This is a genomic window from Providencia heimbachae ATCC 35613 (assembly GCF_001655055.1).
Taxonomy (GTDB): domain Bacteria; phylum Pseudomonadota; class Gammaproteobacteria; order Enterobacterales; family Enterobacteriaceae; genus Providencia; species Providencia heimbachae.
This window is the reverse complement of sequence record NZ_LXEW01000032.1, coordinates 110,909-129,439: the sequence shown is the minus strand read 5'-3', so window position 1 is coordinate 129,439 and position 18,531 is coordinate 110,909. Positions and strand designations below refer to the sequence as shown.

General features: G+C 35.4%; 22 protein-coding genes. 8 read left to right on the top strand and 14 right to left on the bottom strand.

Going from position 1 to position 18,531, the window contains the following annotated elements; translation table 11 throughout:
* Window positions 1-14: 14 nt before the first annotated feature.
* From sicA to M998_RS11490, 14 genes are all read right to left on the bottom strand, one after another.
* A complete protein-coding gene (sicA, locus tag M998_RS11555) occupies window positions 15-518 on the bottom strand; it encodes a type III secretion system translocator chaperone SicA (protein ID WP_068908960.1) in 504 nt (167 codons plus the stop codon).
* A 127-nt stretch (window positions 519-645) separates the two neighbouring features.
* A complete protein-coding gene (locus M998_RS11550; RefSeq protein WP_068908959.1) occupies window positions 646-1,731 on the bottom strand; it encodes an EscU/YscU/HrcU family type III secretion system export apparatus switch protein in 1,086 nt (361 codons plus the stop codon).
* A gap of 21 nt (window positions 1,732-1,752) precedes the next feature.
* Window positions 1,753-2,547 carry a type III secretion system export apparatus subunit SctT gene (sctT, locus tag M998_RS11545; protein WP_068438818.1) on the bottom strand — a complete coding sequence of 265 codons (795 nt, stop codon included), beginning with the start codon at window positions 2,545-2,547 and terminating at the stop codon, window positions 1,753-1,755.
* Window positions 2,544-2,816 (bottom strand): type III secretion system export apparatus subunit SctS, encoded by a 273-nt coding sequence (sctS, locus tag M998_RS11540; RefSeq protein WP_068438820.1) that lies wholly within the window; start codon window positions 2,814-2,816, stop codon window positions 2,544-2,546. Before sctS ends, sctT begins: the two co-directional genes overlap by 4 nt.
* A 13-nt stretch (window positions 2,817-2,829) precedes the next feature.
* Window positions 2,830-3,495, bottom strand: coding sequence for an EscR/YscR/HrcR family type III secretion system export apparatus protein (locus M998_RS11535; protein ID WP_068438822.1), 666 nt, complete (start codon window positions 3,493-3,495; stop codon window positions 2,830-2,832).
* A gap of 1 nt (window position 3,496) precedes the next feature.
* A complete protein-coding gene (locus M998_RS11530; protein WP_068908957.1) occupies window positions 3,497-4,426 on the bottom strand; it encodes a FliM/FliN family flagellar motor switch protein in 930 nt (309 codons plus the stop codon).
* A 2-nt stretch (window positions 4,427-4,428) separates the two neighbouring features.
* Entirely contained in the window at window positions 4,429-5,847 is a 1,419-nt protein-coding gene (locus M998_RS11525; protein WP_068908955.1) for a SpaN/EivJ family type III secretion system needle length determinant, read from the bottom strand.
* Window positions 5,819-6,274 (bottom strand): SpaM family type III secretion system protein, encoded by a 456-nt coding sequence (locus M998_RS11520; RefSeq protein ID WP_068908953.1) that lies wholly within the window; start codon window positions 6,272-6,274, stop codon window positions 5,819-5,821. The genes M998_RS11525 and M998_RS11520 overlap by 29 nt, the downstream gene beginning before the upstream one ends.
* Window positions 6,274-7,566, bottom strand: coding sequence for a type III secretion system ATPase SctN (sctN, locus tag M998_RS11515; protein ID WP_068908951.1), 1,293 nt, complete (start codon window positions 7,564-7,566; stop codon window positions 6,274-6,276). Before sctN ends, M998_RS11520 begins: the two co-directional genes overlap by 1 nt.
* A gap of 3 nt (window positions 7,567-7,569) precedes the next feature.
* Entirely contained in the window at window positions 7,570-7,977 is a 408-nt protein-coding gene (locus tag M998_RS11510; RefSeq protein WP_068908949.1) for an InvB/SpaK family type III secretion system chaperone, read from the bottom strand.
* Window positions 7,978-7,988: 11 nt separating this feature from the next.
* Window positions 7,989-10,055 (bottom strand): EscV/YscV/HrcV family type III secretion system export apparatus protein, encoded by a 2,067-nt coding sequence (locus tag M998_RS11505; RefSeq protein ID WP_068908947.1) that lies wholly within the window; start codon window positions 10,053-10,055, stop codon window positions 7,989-7,991.
* Between the two features lie 25 nt (window positions 10,056-10,080).
* The gene (gene sctW / locus M998_RS11500; protein WP_068438835.1) at window positions 10,081-11,175 is read right to left on the bottom strand and encodes a type III secretion system gatekeeper subunit SctW; all 1,095 of its coding nucleotides are present in this window, start codon (window positions 11,173-11,175) and stop codon (window positions 10,081-10,083) included.
* Window positions 11,166-12,869 carry a type III secretion system outer membrane ring subunit SctC gene (gene sctC / locus M998_RS11495; protein ID WP_068908945.1) on the bottom strand — a complete coding sequence of 568 codons (1,704 nt, stop codon included), beginning with the start codon at window positions 12,867-12,869 and terminating at the stop codon, window positions 11,166-11,168. Before sctC ends, sctW begins: the two co-directional genes overlap by 10 nt.
* Window positions 12,859-13,638, bottom strand: a complete 780-nt coding sequence (locus tag M998_RS11490; protein ID WP_068908943.1) for a helix-turn-helix domain-containing protein — start codon at window positions 13,636-13,638, stop codon at window positions 12,859-12,861. The genes sctC and M998_RS11490 overlap by 11 nt, the downstream gene beginning before the upstream one ends.
* A 219-nt stretch (window positions 13,639-13,857) precedes the next feature.
* Between M998_RS11490 and M998_RS11485 the strand changes: the two genes are divergently transcribed.
* The 8 genes from M998_RS11485 to M998_RS11450 are packed head-to-tail and all read left to right on the top strand — an operon-like array spanning window position 13,858 to window position 18,446.
* Window positions 13,858-15,033 (top strand): PrgH/EprH family type III secretion apparatus protein, encoded by a 1,176-nt coding sequence (locus tag M998_RS11485; RefSeq protein ID WP_068908941.1) that lies wholly within the window; start codon window positions 13,858-13,860, stop codon window positions 15,031-15,033.
* A gap of 16 nt (window positions 15,034-15,049) precedes the next feature.
* Complete coding sequence (locus tag M998_RS11480; RefSeq protein ID WP_082913026.1) at window positions 15,050-15,370, top strand: EscF/YscF/HrpA family type III secretion system needle major subunit; 321 nt, start codon at window positions 15,050-15,052, stop codon at window positions 15,368-15,370.
* 50 nt (window positions 15,371-15,420) lie between these two features.
* The gene (locus M998_RS11475; protein WP_068908939.1) at window positions 15,421-15,723 is read left to right on the top strand and encodes an EscF/YscF/HrpA family type III secretion system needle major subunit; all 303 of its coding nucleotides are present in this window, start codon (window positions 15,421-15,423) and stop codon (window positions 15,721-15,723) included.
* A 53-nt stretch (window positions 15,724-15,776) separates the two neighbouring features.
* Window positions 15,777-16,079 carry a type III secretion system inner rod subunit SctI gene (gene sctI, locus M998_RS11470; RefSeq protein WP_068908938.1) on the top strand — a complete coding sequence of 101 codons (303 nt, stop codon included), beginning with the start codon at window positions 15,777-15,779 and terminating at the stop codon, window positions 16,077-16,079.
* 3 nt (window positions 16,080-16,082) lie between these two features.
* Window positions 16,083-16,835, top strand: a complete 753-nt coding sequence (sctJ, locus tag M998_RS11465) for a type III secretion system inner membrane ring lipoprotein SctJ (protein WP_068438849.1) — start codon at window positions 16,083-16,085, stop codon at window positions 16,833-16,835.
* Window positions 16,819-17,391, top strand: a complete 573-nt coding sequence (locus M998_RS11460) for a hypothetical protein (RefSeq protein ID WP_068908936.1) — start codon at window positions 16,819-16,821, stop codon at window positions 17,389-17,391. Before sctJ ends, M998_RS11460 begins: the two co-directional genes overlap by 17 nt.
* Entirely contained in the window at window positions 17,348-18,004 is a 657-nt protein-coding gene (locus M998_RS11455; protein WP_068908934.1) for a hypothetical protein, read from the top strand. Before M998_RS11460 ends, M998_RS11455 begins: the two co-directional genes overlap by 44 nt.
* Complete coding sequence (locus M998_RS11450; protein ID WP_068908932.1) at window positions 17,982-18,446, top strand: hypothetical protein; 465 nt, start codon at window positions 17,982-17,984, stop codon at window positions 18,444-18,446. Before M998_RS11455 ends, M998_RS11450 begins: the two co-directional genes overlap by 23 nt.
* The last annotated feature ends 85 nt before the right edge of the window (window positions 18,447-18,531 follow it).

Sequence of the window (18,531 nt, the reverse complement as noted above, 5' to 3'; positions counted from 1 at the left end):
TATTTATTAGAAGCTTAAAGTTCCGACTTCGCTTGCTCTAAATTTTTCTTTAAAGCATTTAAGTAAGCTTGAGATTTCTTTTTTAAATCAGCATCAGAACTATTTTCAGAAACACTTTCAAAACAATGAATTGCTGCACTCATTTTTTTCAGTAGTAAATTACACTGCCCGGCATGAAAAAGTGGTCTGTAATCATTTTTTGCTAATACAAAAGCTAACGCGTATAGTTCAGTTGCCTTTTCATACCGCTTGGTTAATTGGTATACCGCAGCTAACCCCATTACATAATCTGTATTATAAAAATCATAGATACTTAAAAAACGAAAAAATGTTTCTGCCTCTTTTAATTTACCCTGTTGATAAAACTCATACGCATAAGAATAAATTCCATCCATCGTGCTTTGTGGTATCCCATGAATATCCTTATAAGTAGCCCCTTCCATAAGTGCTGTCGTTATATTATCGAGTAGTTCTTCCATGTTTATATTTTGCATATCATCTGTTTGTGTGTAATTCATACACTCACCTTATTTTTTATATATGGTATATGATACATAGCCTTAATTAATGCATCATAATTAGCCAAACCATCAATTTCTTTAAAAAAACGATTTAATAAATTAATAATTTTTTGTATCACTGTTTTTATGAATGTGACTCCGAATTGATAACCTTGCTCAATGCATCATCAACATCTATTCCCATTTTTTCTAATTCGACACGAACTAACCACGTAATTATTTTCATAATGTCTTGCAAGCCATTTTCATCAATAAAACTATCTTTTTTATAAGAGCGCCATACTTGACGAGCCAGAGTAATATCCCGAATAACAGGCACACCTTGTGCTTCGGCATATTTAATAATTGCTTTAGCTTGTACACCTCGGCTTTTAAAAAGCAAAAAAGGTAAAGGCGCAATATCAGGATCATAATAAATTAGCATGGCAATATGTATTGGATTTGCCATAACAAAAGAAGAGTTACGTACATTAGACTTAATTTCTTCAGAAAGTATTTCTTGATGTAATCCTTTCCTCGCACTTTTTAGATGTGGATCCCCTTCATTATCCTTATATTCTTTTTTAACTTCTTGTTTTTCCATTTTTAAATTTTTAATAAACAGAAAGAACTCAGCAATAGCATCTACAAGAATAATCAATAGCGCTACTGCGAGAAAAACAATAATAAAAGTGATACACAGGCTAACCCATTGTTGGATCATGCCATTAATCATTGTGCGATAAAGCATAAAAATATCATTTCGCCAAACAATGAAGAAAGTTATAGCCGATATTACAAAAACAATTAAATATAAAACTGCTTTTATTAACTCTTTCAATGAATTAAGAGAAAATATTTTTTTAAATCCGGCAATTGGATTCAATTTTGTAAAATCAATTTTTACCGCTTCTGTCGCTAATCTAAATCGACTTTGTAATAATGAGGCTATTGCACCAGATAAAAAGCAAGCTAATAATATCGGTAACAATATCCTTAAAAAAATGGTGAAAAACTCCCACAATAAAGAATCGATATGAATATTATAAGGGGAGATTAATATTCTTTTCATTAACCCACCTAATTCATATAAACTTGATACTCCATCGATCACAAATGCACTCACAACTAATACAATAGCGGCTACAGAATCTTTACTTTTAAAGCTTTGCCCTTTCTTTGCCGAATCCTTTATTTTTTTATCTGTCGGCTTTTCTGTTTTTTCTGCCATTTTTATTTATATCCAAAATAATTAAGGAGAAAGAAAAATGTCATTCAATGGGGATGTTGAAATCATATTAACCAATATGTCGGGAACTTCATTTTTAAAATAAAGAAGAAAAACAACAAAAGCTATAATCGATTTAATCGCCAATGATAATGAGAATGCATTTAATTGAGGACAAAAACGAGAATATAGCCCTAGCGCAACCTCAATAATGAATAATGTGACTAAAATAGGCGCTGTCAGGATCACACCTTTGACAACCATCTTATTTAGCCACTCCCCTAATGGAAGACTATTAAATGAAGAAAACCCTTCCGCAAATGGCAGTAATTGGTAGCTCTGGGCAAAAATATTAGCTAATTGGTACATACCTCCCTGAGCTAAAAATACCATACAAGTGATATAGCTAATAAGTACTGCTAGCTCTGAAGCCTCCGTTCCACTCGCAGGATCAATAATACTACTGATCGTTTCACCCCGCTGCATGTCAATAAGTTCGCCAATAACATTCGCTATCATAAAAGGTAAACCGAGTATTAATGCTAAAACTAACCCAACTAAAACTTCATATAAAAAAATCTCACCTAGGTTAATTTCTTCCCATTGAATATCTCGAGAGGAAAAAAAAGGCCATAGCCCCAAGGCCAAATAAACCACAACACAATTTTTAATAATCCCGCCGTTCAATAATTTATTACTAAAAAACGGTAAAAAAAACATCACAGGTGCAATTCTAAGCCAGGCAAATGCAACCTTTATCAATCCTTGCTGAAATGAAAAAAACAAAGAGGATATCAGCGACACTATTTCTTGATTCATCCGAATAACCCTATTGCGGGTATTGCCGCCGTTAATACCTCCAGTGTGTAATGCATGACTTTGTCAGCTAACCAACCTGATATCATAAATAATGAGCCAAAAACCGCTAATAATTTAATACCAAAAGGTAAGGTTTGCTCCTGAAGCTGGGTAACTGTTTGCAATAGCCCGACCAACAACCCGACAGCAGTAGCAACTATCACAGGGATGGCAGACAATATGACAATCAATAGCATTGCTTTGTTACTTAAATAAACTATTTCATCCATCATCTTTTCCGCTTTAATGCTGCGCAAGTTCAAAATATTGCATCACCAGCCCTTTCGAGATCAATGCCCAACCATCGATCGCAACAAACAAGATAAGTTTTACTGGAACGGAGATTGTCACCGGACTCATCATCATCATTCCGAGCGCTAATAGAATGCTGGAGATCACCAAATCTATAACGACAAAAGGTAAGTAAATATAAAAACCAATTTCAAATGCCGATTTAATTTCACTCAAAGCATAAGCGGGGAGTAATGAAAATAATGTCGGTTCGATTTCATTTATATCAATTTCCGATTCACTCACCCCTTTTTGCACTGATTCAAAGAAAACCACTAGCTGAGGGTCAGAGTATTTTTGTAAATAACTTTTATATCGACCAAGCCCATTATCAACAAAATTATCAATTGATTCGACATTACTAAAGTCTACATTTTCATGACGTATATGGTTATTAACATCTTGTAATACTGGCATCATGACAAATATTGAGAGCAACAATGCAATACCATTTAAAACCATTGTCGAAGGAACTTGCTGCACCCCCATGGCATTACGTACCATAATCAACACAATCGAAATTTTTAAATAACAGGTTCCAGCTGCAATAATAAAAGGTAACAGTGTTGAGAATGCAATTATGGCTAATAATGGAATTTCACTTGGTACTGTTGGCATATTATACTCTTCTATCACCTAAATTTACTAAACGCGTTATTTCCAAACCTAACTCCTCACTATCACCAATATAAATAAGTTCACCTTCGGCAATAAGCTGCTTATTAGCATAAACTTTTACTTCACGTTCTTTATTTTCACCAATTGAATAAATAGAACCAGGCTGAATATTTGAAATTTCTGATACTGGTATTTCATTATGACCCAGTACAAATGTTAATTGAATATTCATATTATTAATATTAAACGGCTGAATAGGCTCTTGAATATAACCCTCTTCAGTTGACAATAACATTTCCTCTGTTTTTGATGTTATAAGTTCATCAATCATAAATAACCCTTCTTCTTGTTTTTGAAAATTAGCGAACAGGCGTCCTGCAATAGACATATTCAGTTGTAATTTTTGAATATAAAGCACATCGTGCAATTCAATTGATTGCAAAAGTTTAAAGCTAATTTGGCTATACCCAAGTATCCAATCAGCTTGCAACGTTAAATTTTCTAAAATTTTATTTTGGTATGTTTTTTTTTCTAAACCCTCAATTAGCTCAAAGAATCGCACTTCTCCAAGGGTCGGCTCTTGTATTATTAGGCAAGCTGAATTGATTACACTATCATCAACTATTTCGACGTATTCACAACGGAAATGATCGGAGAAAAACCGCTTTCCGTTAATTTCCGTAGTAAATAGTTCGCAAAAACTCTCATTATCTAACCGATCCCATGCATAGTGTGAAAGATTTGGCCAATGATGATGACACCAACACTCCACTGGAACTAAGGCCTGTATTTTTTGAATATCGCTAACCAGAGTAAGCTGAAAATACAGCTTATTTTCTTTAGAAAAACAGAGAGCTATATCTGCTTGATAACATTGCTGCCACGCCCTTATTTGTTTTTCAGCCGTGCTTATTCGACGAATTTTCAGCATGATTAATCTTCTTCTTGTTGATGTTGATGTTGTTGATTACGCTGCTCATCACGATTTTCTTCTCGTCGGATATACACACTGTGTTCACCGTCAAACAAATGCTTATTTTCATATAATGCATGTTGAACTTCATGGCTGTAGGTTGACCCAATCAACTCACCTTTCGTTGCTAATTCAAACGTTACGGAGGGCTCATTTTGCCAACCATTAAAAGCATAAGTCAGGCTGCGGGCTGCGGATTTTTTCTCTATTCCTACCCCTGAAGCCTCTCGTGTTTCAACTAATGCAACTTGCTTATAATTCTTCGGTGCAGGCTCTTTCATTTGAGGTAAGGCCTGTGGGCGAATAAGAACATCCGTTATTGATTGCATGACAGAATTTTTGGGAAGAGCGGTAAGCTCAAGACTCTCGGCCTCTGGTAAATTTTGTACCCGTTGCTCTTCACCGGAAAGTGGGTTTGCCACTTCTTTCACTGTAGAAATCGACTGACTATCGATAAGCACAGGTGATTTTTCTTTTAATACATCGACTAATTTATTCGTAGGAAATTCATTATTTTTAGCTTCGAATAATAAAGAGGGGGTTTTATTTAAAATATCTAGATATTGCTCATGACTTGAGTTTTCAGCTAGTGGTATTTTACTCAAAGAATCATTATTGATATTCGCATTAGAATAATCACTTATTAATCTGCTACTTTTTTTTCCTAATAAATCTAATGGAGCCACATCATGAGAAAAAAGGTTAGCGGGCTGAGTGATTGGTTTATTTTCAGATAAATTTTCACTTAGCATTACATGTAGGGTATTTTTTTCTATTACCTGATTATCTTTTAACACTGAATTAATTGTAACGCCCGTGTATTTAGACTGTTTTATCGGTATTGGTTTCCCACTTTTATTTTGACCGCTTGGTATATTTGAAGGACTGTTTTTACCTAAAAAATTAACCATATGATTAATTTCCAGATTATCACTAATACTCTTTTTCCCAACGCCTATCGTTATTGGAAAGATAGGCGTTGCCATTGATGTTGTGTTTAATAAATTTTCATCCTCAACGTTATTTACAACAAAATCATTTAATACAATATCGTTTTCATCAACATTCACATCCATATTACTTTCAATAACAATGGGTTTTTCTGATTTAAAAGATAACGATAATTTTTTTGGTAAAGTAATTTCACTCTTATTTATTGGAAAGTAAGATATTAACGGAATCGCTGTTTCCTCAAAATTTTTTGGGGATTTTTTATTACACGCCGCCCATACTATTTTTTTTTGAACAATTGCTTCTGCCATTTTTTTTGCAATATGTTTATCGCCAAATAATATATTGTTAGGCTTAAATGGCGTTAGCGGACTTTCTATTTCCGCACCGCTTATACTTTCACTTGATATTGATTTTATTGCCGACATGTACAAATAACTCCTCAATTTCATTTTGTTGCTGACGCTCTAATTTTAAACACCTAGCAGTACCTTGTTGCTTGAGATATTTTTGGAATTTCTCGCACTTATTGCGTAAAGTGAATGTACGTGCAGCAATTTGTTTCTTTAATACTTCATGTTTTAACAATTCAGCGGCTATTGTTTCTACTTGATATTCAAATTGGGCAATATCCGCTAAAACAGCCGCTTTCAATCTTTGCCTTTCCCAAAAGGCCATCCTATTTAACTCTTCTGATTTTTCATGTGATTTTATTTGGACGAATAAAATTTCAATACGCTTTTTGATATTCAAACATTGCCGCTCTAACTCTTTTATTGTTGAAAGTAATTTAGATTGCGCTTGAAGTGTTCTTTCAAGACGCCTCTGAGTTAATGCAAGCAAATTATTAATCATTAAGAAACCAAGTAATTTAGTTGATTAAACATCTCATCAAAGCTCATCGATTCTTCCATTTCTTGCTTTAAGAAGCGTTCTATATCTTCCTTCTTATCAAGAGCCCTATCATTTTCTTCACTTTCACCTCGTTGATATTCACCTAATTCAAGGTAAAGCTGAATTTGTTCAAGTCTCGACAGCATGTCTCGAATATCGATGGCAAAATGCCGATGCTCTGGCGTTGTCACTTTTTGAAAAACGCGGCTAATACTGTGCAAAATATCAATAGCGGGGTAATGCCCACGCCCTGCAAGTTTGTGGCTTAGGTAAATATGCCCATCCAAAATAGAACGAATTTCATCGCCAATCGGATCGGCCTCATCTTCACTTTCTAATAAAACCGTATAAAAAGCCGTAATAGAGCCGTGCTTTAACCTTCCCGGCCGTTCCAATAACATGGGAAGTTGCTCAAATACCGAAGCAGGATAACCACGCCGTGCCGGTAGTTCACCCATCGCGAGCGCTACATCACGCAATGCTCGTGCATAACGTGTCATCGAGTCGACATACAGTAAAACATCACGACCAATATCACGGAAGTACTCAGCAATTGTGGTGGCTAATAGTGCAGCGTTGCAACGCTCAATCGGTGGGCTATCCGAAGTGGCGTACACTAAAATAGTCTGGGCCGCATGTGGTGAAGCCCTTAATTCTTCTATAAATTCGACAACTTCCCTTCCTCTCTCACCAATTAAAGCCACCACATGAATATCCGCATGAGCGTGATTAATAATCATATTCATCAGTGACGTTTTACCACTACCCGCAGCGGCAAAAATACCAATACGCTGACCTAAACCACACGTTAATAGCCCATCGATGGCACGGATACCCGTTAATATCGGTTCATCAACGGGACGTCGTTGCGTTACACTCGCCGGGGGAGTGTCAATACGCTGCAGCTTTGTTTCAATACAGGTAACTTTCGTATTACTGTCACTTAAAACACCTATTTGCTCTCCGGCAGCATCAAAAATTTTGCCCGTAAGATGCTCTCCCACTTGAAAAACAAACGGATAACCACTTGGGCGGATCACAACTTCACGCGTCAAACCTTGAATTCGCCCAATTAAGCTAAGCACGGTTAGCCCTTCTTTAAAGCCAACAACCTGTGCTTTGGCGATAATATTGGGATTTGCCAGTGATTGCTCAATAAAGCAAATTTCGCCGATGAATACACCCTGCAAAGGCGCTTCAATGAGACATCCATGAATGCACGCTGGGTGCGCGCAAGTATCAAATAGCTTCATGATTTATGCAGATAACTGATTTCGAAGTTCATTGGCTCTTTCGAAAAATTCATCGAAACTATCCGCAAATAGTTGCATATCATTTAACGAAATCTCTTTTAAAACTGCTGATACAACAAAAGTGTCGTCAACAATATTTATTGCAGGTTGCCCTGGTTGAAAATTACGTGGTGAATACGTTAACATTGTTTTAAGTAACGTCGAGCTTACTGAGTCTAACAGGCTATAGTTACAATCAGTTAAGTGACACCAAATAATAATATCATCCGTTGAAAGGTCGATATTAATTGCCGGGGAATCATTCATTTCTAGTTGAATGTTTGAATGGCAATCTAGCTGAGAATTAACTAAATCACTTCTACCCATTGAATTTAAAAATTCATTTAATTTTTCTACGAATTTATATTTCATCATAAATTTCCTTATATTGTTTTAATAACATTAACTTTCACCATTTCAGAAACCTCATTAAAAGAGAGGACTTCTAGCTCAGGAAAGCGGCCTTCTAGAATTTTCTTCACAAAACGACGGATATCAACTGGAACTAACATGTTGATATCTCTAATAGATAAATAGCTGTTTTCCAAAGCAAGTTCAGCGGCTTGAATTAATTCATTTGTCTTTTCAGGTTCTAAGTGTAAATACACACCCCCTGAAGACTGCCTAATACCTTGACGAATTGTGTCTTCGAATTCCGCATTAATCATCAGGACATTCAAACGCCCATCCACTGAAAAACGAGAAGAGATGTAGCGCGCCATCGAACTACGGATATGTTCGACTAGCATTAAACTGTCTTTTTCTTTTGGTACCCATTGCACAAGTGTTTCAATAATCAGTTTCATATTACGAATAGAAATTTTCTCCATCAGTAATCGCTGGAAGACTTCCGTCACTTTTTGTACCGTTGCATGTCGATAACATTCTTTCAGTAATTCAGGGTATTTTCTGTCAAGATCGTCTAGTAAATTTTTAGTTTCTTGTATCCCAAAAAACTCATTGATATAACGCAGTAGTAATGTACTCACGCAATCAATAACCTCTGTGACGTCATCTCTAACCATCAACCCAAGCTGTTCAATATTTTCAAGATACTGATTTTCAAACCATGTGCTGACAGACCCATACTCATCTGTAAATTTAATTAGCTCAATACCAAGATATTCCAGTTCATCATTAACGGTTAATAGCCGATGACCATAAAAGCAAATATCATATTCACCTGCTTTCACTTCGTTAATTAACATGACAATTTTATTTTCAGGTACGATCGGTGAATAGTTAATTGCAATGTCAGGAATACGATATCCATATCGAATAAAAACATCTTTTTTCATTCGAGATAAAAAAGCTTTTTCTTCTAAATGTTTTTTATATTTCTGATTTACAGAAATAATAATCGGTAATGTTTCAGGGATATATTCTTCTTCTATTTCGTGGTTAACCCTCTGAGTCTCTCCCTCTGTCGCATCTGAATTAATATTTTCATTTCCAATGTTTTTTTCATTATGCGTATTTTTACGTTTCTTCAGATAACGAACAGCAAATAATGTAATAAGTAATGCTGAAAGAAACAAAAATATAGACGCTGGAAAACCGGGCAAAAAACCCATAAAAAGGACAATCAATGCGGTGATTAAAATAGTGAAGTCATTTGCAAATAGCTCTGAAACAATGTTTTCACCCAAGTTTTTATCATTACCGCCAACACGAGTTACAATGAAGCCGGCGCTAATCGAAATGAGTAATGCTGGAATTTGTGCAACTAAGCCATCACCGATGGTTAATAAAGAGAAGGTATTTAATGCTGTTGATACATCCATGCCTTGTTGTGCCGTACCAACAGAGATTCCACCGATTAAATTAACAAAAATAATGATAATGCCAGCAATTGCGTCGCCTTTAATAAACTTCATTGCACCATCAAAAGAACCGAATAATTGGCTCTCCTTTTCAAGATCGCCACGTTTAATTTTTACTGTAGCTTCATCAATAACGCCTGCTCGTAAGTCAGCGTCGATACTCATTTGCTTACCGGGCATCGCATCCAAAGAAAACCGTGCTGCAACCTCAGCAATACGTTCAGAACCCTTCGTAATTACAATAAATTGCACAATAGTCACAATGGAAAACACCACCATTCCAACCACTAAATTATCTTGAATAACGAACTCACCGAACGTTGCAATAATATCGCCTGCATCAGCTTCTAATAAAATTAGGCGGCTAGTACTTATTGATAGTGCTAATCTAAATAATGTGCTTATTAACAAGATCGATGGAAATGACTGGAAATTAAGAACACGCGTTATATAGAATGAACTCATAAAAATAAGAACTGAGATCATAATGTTTAAGCCAATTAATAAATCAACCAATATAGTTGGTAGAGGAATAATTAGCATTGCAATAACCATAATCATAATGACTAATACCATTAGCTCTGGACGATTACGGATTTGCAATAGAAATCCGGTTAAATATTTCATGAAATGATATTTTCCTATTAAGTCATTACTGTCTACGTGAAATTTGCGCTTGTACCATCATTTGATTCATTTGCATTTTTAATTGATTAAGTAATTCATCTCGTTCTTCTAATGATTGGAATACAGCAACAGGTACAACTGAAAAGGCAATAATCAACAATTGTAAAAATCGGGCGCGTAGATCCGTACTCATAATGCGTAATTCTTTATTAATAAAAGCCAGCACCTTTTCTTCAAAATTTACTTGGCTACGAATACCACTGGTAAATAACTGGCTAAGTACTTTCTCAAAATGTTCTTTTTTTAAATCTACTTGGTGACGAAAGAAACCAGACTGAAAAAATTGTAGGTAAAAAATACGATCTAAAGATTGTAACTCTCGAAGCCATCCAATCCGTGTAAAAAAACCACCAAACTCACTAATATTAAGGTCGCCTAATGGCAAAGCCTGCAAATCACAAGCTAATGCTCGTCCAAGATAACGCATCATATTTTCACGCTCTTGGCTTTCCATCTCTTCAACCCATTGCTCATATAAATAAATAACAGGCCCGTCATAACCAATAAATTCACGATATAACGTGCGTAAATTACCTGCACTGAAATGAAGTTTTTGAGCAAATGCTTTGGCAATTAAAGCGACATTAACGCCAGCCTGCGCACTTCGATTAGTGTCTTCAGCGTGAAGCATTTCCTCTAATGCCAGTAAGTTATCTATTTGTTCTTTTTTTAATTTTTTACGGTGAATTAAAGTCGCTAGTACCATCAATAAATCACTCGGATCAGTGAAATATTGCATTAAGAAATTACGTAACTGCTTCGGGGTCATTAATTGCTTATTGAGTAATCCTTCTATGCGTAAAACCTTTTCATCGGCATCTTTGTCTAAAATACGCTCGGCAAACTGCATCCATTCTTCTTCATTCTCTTTCTTTGAGCTTCCCCTGCGAACATGGCTTGCAGCAAGCATAGACATTGAAGCATATTCACTGCTGCTATCAATTACTCCTAAACCACGTGCAACTTCTTCCGAATCATCACTACTTTTAGATGATGAGCGGCTTTTATCGTGGGCATTAGCCATCAATCGGCTATTAAAGCTTAAGGGGCTTATTGCCATGACTCACTCATATATTGTTGTAGAAACTGTACAGTGCCATGTAATTGGCTATCTCTATTGGTGATACGTTGTTTTTCTGAGAATTGTCGCCCATCCCATGATTCGTTTTCATCCAATAAACGCGGTTGGATCAGAAATAAACGCACCATTTTTTGGTGGTTGATTGATGAATGGCTAAATAACCCACCGACAAAAGGAATATCCCCTAAAAAAGGAATTTTACTTTCATTTTCAATATATTGCTCACGGGTATATCCGCCAATCAACAAACTACTGTCCTTTGCAATACGCGCGACGGTATTAATACTGGTACGGTTAACGGCAGGTAACCCTTCAACATTGGACGTTTTTCCACTGCTATCGCGACTTTCAGCACCATCTTCAATATTCACTTCCATTTCAACACTTTGGCCTGCTGAAATTCTTGGCATCACACTGATCATGGTGCCATAAGTTACTTGTTCAAGAGTTGCAATACGCTCACCTTGTAACTTTGCATAAAAACTGGTGTTGTTATCAAATAAAGCGGGAATATTTTCTTGTGTCAGTAAAACGGGGCGTGAAACAATATGGCCATTACCACTTTTACTTAGCGCATCAATTTGTAGAAGAAATTCTTGGCTATTAGAGAGTGTACTTCGGTTAAAAGCCACTGAGCCTCTTCCCGTTTTAAATGTCCCCACTTCCCAATTCACACCTAAATTATCTAATTCAGATCGTGTGATATCAATAATCCAAAGTGATAGCTCTACCTGACGGCGACGCATGTCCAGCGTATTCACTAATTGACGGACATAACGGATCTGCTCTTGGCTTCCTTTGACAATCAAACTATTACTGTCTGGATGAGCAACAAGGGAAAATGCGCGACCTGATGTCAACCCGCGATTAACCAGTATTTTCTTTTGATTGGTTGATACCGCCTCACCAATTGGTGCGTCCATCAAATCATCGATAGAATCCCCAGTTGAATTAAAGGGTGTTGGCTGGATTTTCAGCGTTTCTTCAATGCTATCACCGCTATTTTTAAATAATGCACTAATTACCGTTAGCATTCCTGGAACAGTGACGCTTTGTCCTCGTAATGAATAGCTTCGATCGGTGACTGAAGCATGCTTTAGCGGTACCACAGCAACTTCGCCGCTCACCATTTCTTCTTTCTTCACTTGCTCATTTAGGTATAACGCCGCCGCTTTTATTAATTCAACATATAACGGTGGCCCTGAGACAAATAATAAGCTATCGCCCCCTTGTGAGCGCACAGGAAAGCGGCCATCGTAGATACCATTTCGCTGAATATAACTCAGGACTTGGTTACTATTAACGCCATTTGTTGGGATAATAGAACTACGCATTTCGCTATTATCGTAAACATAAATACCTGCCCCATCGTCATACCAAACCAATGCAATACGGCGTGTTAATGCTTTAAACATTTCATCTGCATTGGCTAAATTAAAGTTCCCAGTTACTCTTTTTTGAGCGGCTAATTTGCTTAATATAATTGGCTTATTAAGGCGATCTGCAACTGCCTCAAATACTTTGCCAACGGCAATATTATTGGCAACAAACGTATCCTGACTTTTTTCTTGAGCTACCGGCTCTGCGACAATTATTTCAGCCTGTGCGGTATAAATATTTGTACTCAGTAAAAGGAGTGTAAAAAATATAACTCCATTTCTTTTACGGCTCATATAGCATTGCTCCAAGGTGCCTTATCTCTGAGGGGGTTAAACCCAGTTCTTTTTTAATGTCATTGGTAAAATGTGAAGCAGAGCAATAACCCGCTTCTAAACCCACACTTAATATAGATTCTTCACTTTCAATTAATTGCAAAATAGCATTTGCCATTCGCACACTCATAATTTTTCGTTTCGCGGTTTTATTAAAGTTTTCTCGATATAACTGTCTAAAATAAGATGCTGATATTCCATAACGTACGCATAATTGATTGATGTTGGCATTGGTATTTTGTTGTGCGGAAGACAGTAAAAACCGCATCATTCCATAGGCTTCATATTTTCTTAAAACCTCACACCAACGATCAAACTGAGATTGATTTCTAATGATTAAATCAATCGCGATATTCTTAATAGAAACATCAGAAGAAAACATGTCATCTAATGGAATAAACTCTTGGTGAATATCACTATCTAAAGCAGATTTTCGTTTTTGCGACAAAAAAGACTGCCCCATTGCGGTATCTATTACTGCAAGAATTTCAACTAGTTCAGATAAATTCATTGAGTAAAAACACCAGTTTTTTTGATCTTTAAGACTCAATTCCTTACCGCTGCAGATAAATATAGACTGTTTGGATATTGAAATATTTAAATTTGAATATAGAGATTTATAAAAAAAAGTCGGCGCTTGCTTTCCCGGTATAGCCAAGACCAATTTGTCCTGCAACGAAAATTTACAACCCCTACTTTCTAATAATTCAGCGATATCTTCCTTTGTCATTATATAGGCCTTATCTATTAGATATGAATAGATGCAGGGTGTTCGATAAAATAAAAATACTCAATGGAATAGTCTGGAATACCTCATACTTTATGATAAAAATATATAGTGTGAATGAATAAGATAATTTCAGCTGACTCACTAATGTATTTTCTATTTACTATCCGCAATAAACACACATAGCAACTAAAGCAAAAACACTGCAATGAGATTATCTTTATGAAAAATACAAATAGCCGTACTTGTATAATGAAAATAGCTAGCGGCCCTATGGCTGGTCAGGAATTAATGATTAATGTAGATAAAAATCACATTGTCATTGGTAAAGATATTAATTACAAAACTGATATTGCTGAGAATGGTTTCACTACCTACTATATTCCTAGCGAAGAAACTGATTGTGAATTCTCTATTATTTCAGAAGAAGATAACATAGCAGAAAAAATCGCTATCAAAATCCATAATAAAAATAAGGACACCGTCTTTTCCATCATACTTCAAGAGCTATTGTTAGTTGATATTTTCCCAGTTGTTATCAAGTTACTTGATACACCTTGGGAACTTGCTGATTCAAAAAACAGTGCTCCTAAAATACTTAAGAATGAAAAAATAAAAAAGAAAAAAACACACCCTATTATAAAAACTTCATTTATTATTCTTTCAATATTTATTGTTTTTTTTTCGTTTATGGTCACATTCCCAAATGATAATAACCATACTCAATCAAAGAAAATTACTGAAATTGAAAACATTCTTAAAGGAACACAATTTCCTATTATCGTATCCGAAGAAATACAAGGCAAAAATCTTATCTTGGTAAGAACACAGCGAGATTTAGATTGGAGCATGCAACGTCTGGTAAATACCAATTACGGCGAAAGATTTATAATCAAAAAAATTAATCAATTTGAAGAAGAACTTGAAGGCAAGCTAATAGAATTAATTCCAAATATTTTAAAAATTGATCTATCTAATCCTTGCCAACCTGTGATTAAAAAATTATCGATTGATAGCGAAGTTAAAAGCAATGACGCCATAGACAATCTATTTTCAAGCTATTTTAGTTGTTATAAAAAAATTGAAATACATCAAATCAATTCCGATGAATTACTAAAAAAATCAGAATTAGGACTGACAGAGATTGATGTAAAATGGCATAAAATAGTTAAAGATAAAAAAATAATTTATGTCATAAAAGATAGTCTCAATGATAAACAGACTATTTCTTTAATTAATTTCACAAATTCATTTTATAAAGAATGGGGGGAAAAATATATTCAATTTTCTATTTCTCTTGAAAACAATGTTTTGATAGGGAAATCATTTATCACTAACGCCAGTGGCTATGTTCTTTTAGGTAATAATCATTGGCTATTTAATTCAACTACATTTTAATAAACAAGGTATTTATATGGCTCTAGTGAACGGAAACTGGGCGGCATCAACACTTGAAGCAGATCGTATTGTTAAAGATAGCTCAGGTCAAGATATTGTCGATAATGGTAAGTGGGGAATGATGTATCGCAGCTCTGCGGGGATCAGCGATCGCGTTAAAGTCGTCGGCGATGAATTAAAATCCATGCTTGATAACCCAAGTTTAGAAGTCGATAACCCATTAGTACTGGGAAAAATTACTGCACTAAGTGGCAACTACAATATGGCAAGGCAATTACAAAGTAATGTCATGAAATCAATTAAAGATGCGGCACAAGCTATTATTCGCAATGTTTAATCTTATAACCATGATTTATTAATTAAAATTAATTTAAAGAGGAAAATAATATGCCAGCAATAGATACAAATGGGAATTGGACTGCATCTACATTAGAAACAACCAGCACAACAGCGAGTGATAATAAATGGGGCATGATGTACCGCAGCTCTGCGGGGATCAGTGATCGCGTTAAAGTCGTCGGGGATGAATTAAAATCCATGCTTGATAATCCAAGTTTAGAAGTCGATAACCCACTGGTACTTGGCAAAATCACCGCATTAAGCGGAAATTATAATATGGCGCGCCAATTACAAAGTAATGTCATGAAGTCAATAAAAGATGCTGCTCAAGCGATTATTCGAAACGTCTAATATTTATTAGAGCATCACTCAATATGGTGCTCTAAAGTTTAAAGGAAACAATTATGTTAACGATTACTACACCAAAGTTTTCAGTATCTGATTTTACCGATATGACACCGACATCAACGGTAACATCATTACCATTAGAGGATACAGTAAAAAAACTTTTTGCTGAATACACAGCAACTGTTGGGAATGAAAAAGCGAACCTGATTACAAAAGCAAATAATACTGACCCAAGTAATCCCGCTAAATTATTGGAACTCCAAAACCAAGTTGGTAATTACAGCCTGGCTCTAAATATGATCAGTACATTGGTACACAAGAGTGTCTCTGCAGTTGATACCGTAATAAAAGCACAATAGCTTATGAATATGCTGAAGAAGTTTATTTTAATTGGTTTTATTGGCTTACTACTAGGTTGTGATAATCAATTATTACTTAGTAAGCTCAGCCAAAGGCAAAGTAACGAGGTGCTTGCAATATTACAACAGCATGGCGTTGATGCTAATCGTAAACAAGATAATAAAAATGGAGATTCTATTCGTGTTTCGCCTCGTGATTTTGTGATTGCTGTTGACTTATTACGCCAATACAATTTGCCATCAAAAGATCCGGTAGAAATTATTCAAGCATTTCCTGGAGACTCGCTGGTTGCATCACCGCAGGCCGAGCGTACCCGCTTACTTTCTTTAATTGAACAACGGTTAGAACAATCATTACTGACTATCCCTGATGTAATTAATGCAAGAGTTCACGTTAGTTATCCTTTAAATGGAAATGGAGCCGTAAAACAAGCTCAAAAAGTCTCTAGCCTAGTGACCTATTCAGGCAATGAGGACCCAAAAATGATGATGAATAAAATCAAGTTATTCCTAACCAGCAGTTTTGCTGAAACGGGTTATGACAATGTTTCAGTTGTTATTGTTAATCGCCCTCCTCTACAGTATCAAATAAAACCTGAGTCAGATTATTCAACTAACCCAGTCTTAATCAGCACTATTATTGCAGTAATTATAAGCCTATTTAGTGCGCTACTTTTACTTTGGTACCGCCAAAATAAAAAGCAACAAACAGTAATCAATAGTTCAGAGATACAACCTCATGACACAGTTGAATAAACTTTTAATTCACCAGAGCAATATTTTTCTCGCACCCGGTCACTATTTTCATCGGGAGTTTAATCATGCTCTGTATCATGAATTACCCCCTTTACTACAAAAAGAACATAACCAATGGCTGATACAACAATATTCACTCACATTACCCAATGAAAGAACCTGTCTATTGCCCACTGTGTTATCTAATCATTGGCTAGATTTACCTAAAATTGCATTAGGTTTAGGTGTGATATTACACCCTACTCCTCTTCCTTGGTGGGGTGAGTTATCGCAATACCGCATACTACATACACGTTTAGGTCAATCATTTTGGCAGTTAGATAGCCTGCCTTTAGTAACACCACAAACATTGCTTGCTCTTGGAATGGATCAGCTATTGCTGTGTTTATCGCCTTTTGGCGATATTTACACCCACAGAGCGAAATACATGTTTAGTAACGCTATACAGACGCTAGCACGACCATCGATAAAAACGATGCTACCTTGGAATATAATTGAAGAAACATGTCACTATGTCAGAGAAAACACAACCCAATATCAAGCAGACTTTATTTGAAAAAGTTTTAATTAAAAGCCCGATACTAAGTGCAGATAAATACTGCAGGGCTGTCGTTAAACAAGCCCATAAAAAAGCAAATGCTTACTACCAAACAGCGATACAAGAAAAAAATGAAATTTATAATACAGCTTACCAAAACGGTTATAATAATGGCATAAAACAATTACTCTCTAATTTCATTAACACGATAGAAAATAGTGAAAAGCAATATCAAGAAAAAATAAAAACAAGTGAGGCTCTATTAGTGCAACGACTCACTGAATTTTTTACTGATGAACGCTTACACGATATTATCGTTCACTATTTTAAACAACAGAGAACTAAATTAGAGAATGTGACTTTGTATCTACCCTCTAAAATGCAAAAACAATTTAGAGATACCATGCCAGATATTTCACTAAAAGTGAGTACCTCAAATACGATTGCACTTGAAATTGATAACAAAATTACATATTTCTCTCCTACTGTGGCCATAAATAATATATTACCTCATGTATTTTCAGTCTCAACACGTTGTAACCTATTGAAAGAACAGAAAGATAATTATCAAAAGATGATTGAATTAATTAATTTATCGAGCAATCAAAATGAAGATAACACCACCGATTAATCATGCCTCTACATTTCCATCAACACAGCTATCCAATGGAAACTTGCAGCAAAAAGTTTCATCAGAATGGCAATTAAAGTTTGAAAATAAGAAGGAAAATAATATTAACATGACCAATTTTTCAACTGATGATCAGGCAAGTATTAATCAGTTTATTAGTGAGTTTAAAGTATGTAATGACTCAAAAGCATTTTTTTCATGCTTATTTAAAAAAATGATTAGCTTAAAAAAGCATGAAAAAGAAAATTTTATTGCCGGTACTATGCAAATGATTCAATCACCTAAAAACCCTGAGCTGAATCATTTAAATGAAAAATTCAAGAAGGCATTGTATCGCTATATGTCCGTAAGCCTAATGAGCTCACCATTAACGGAGCAACTTAGTCATAATATGAACAAATTTAGCCTCGATGGTGAAGATGACGACATTTCATTCATATAAAAAAGAATTCTAAATATTGTCGCCTATAAAATATCCGACCAGAATTAACAGGTTTAGTTTGTATTCTTAATAAACTAAACCTTTC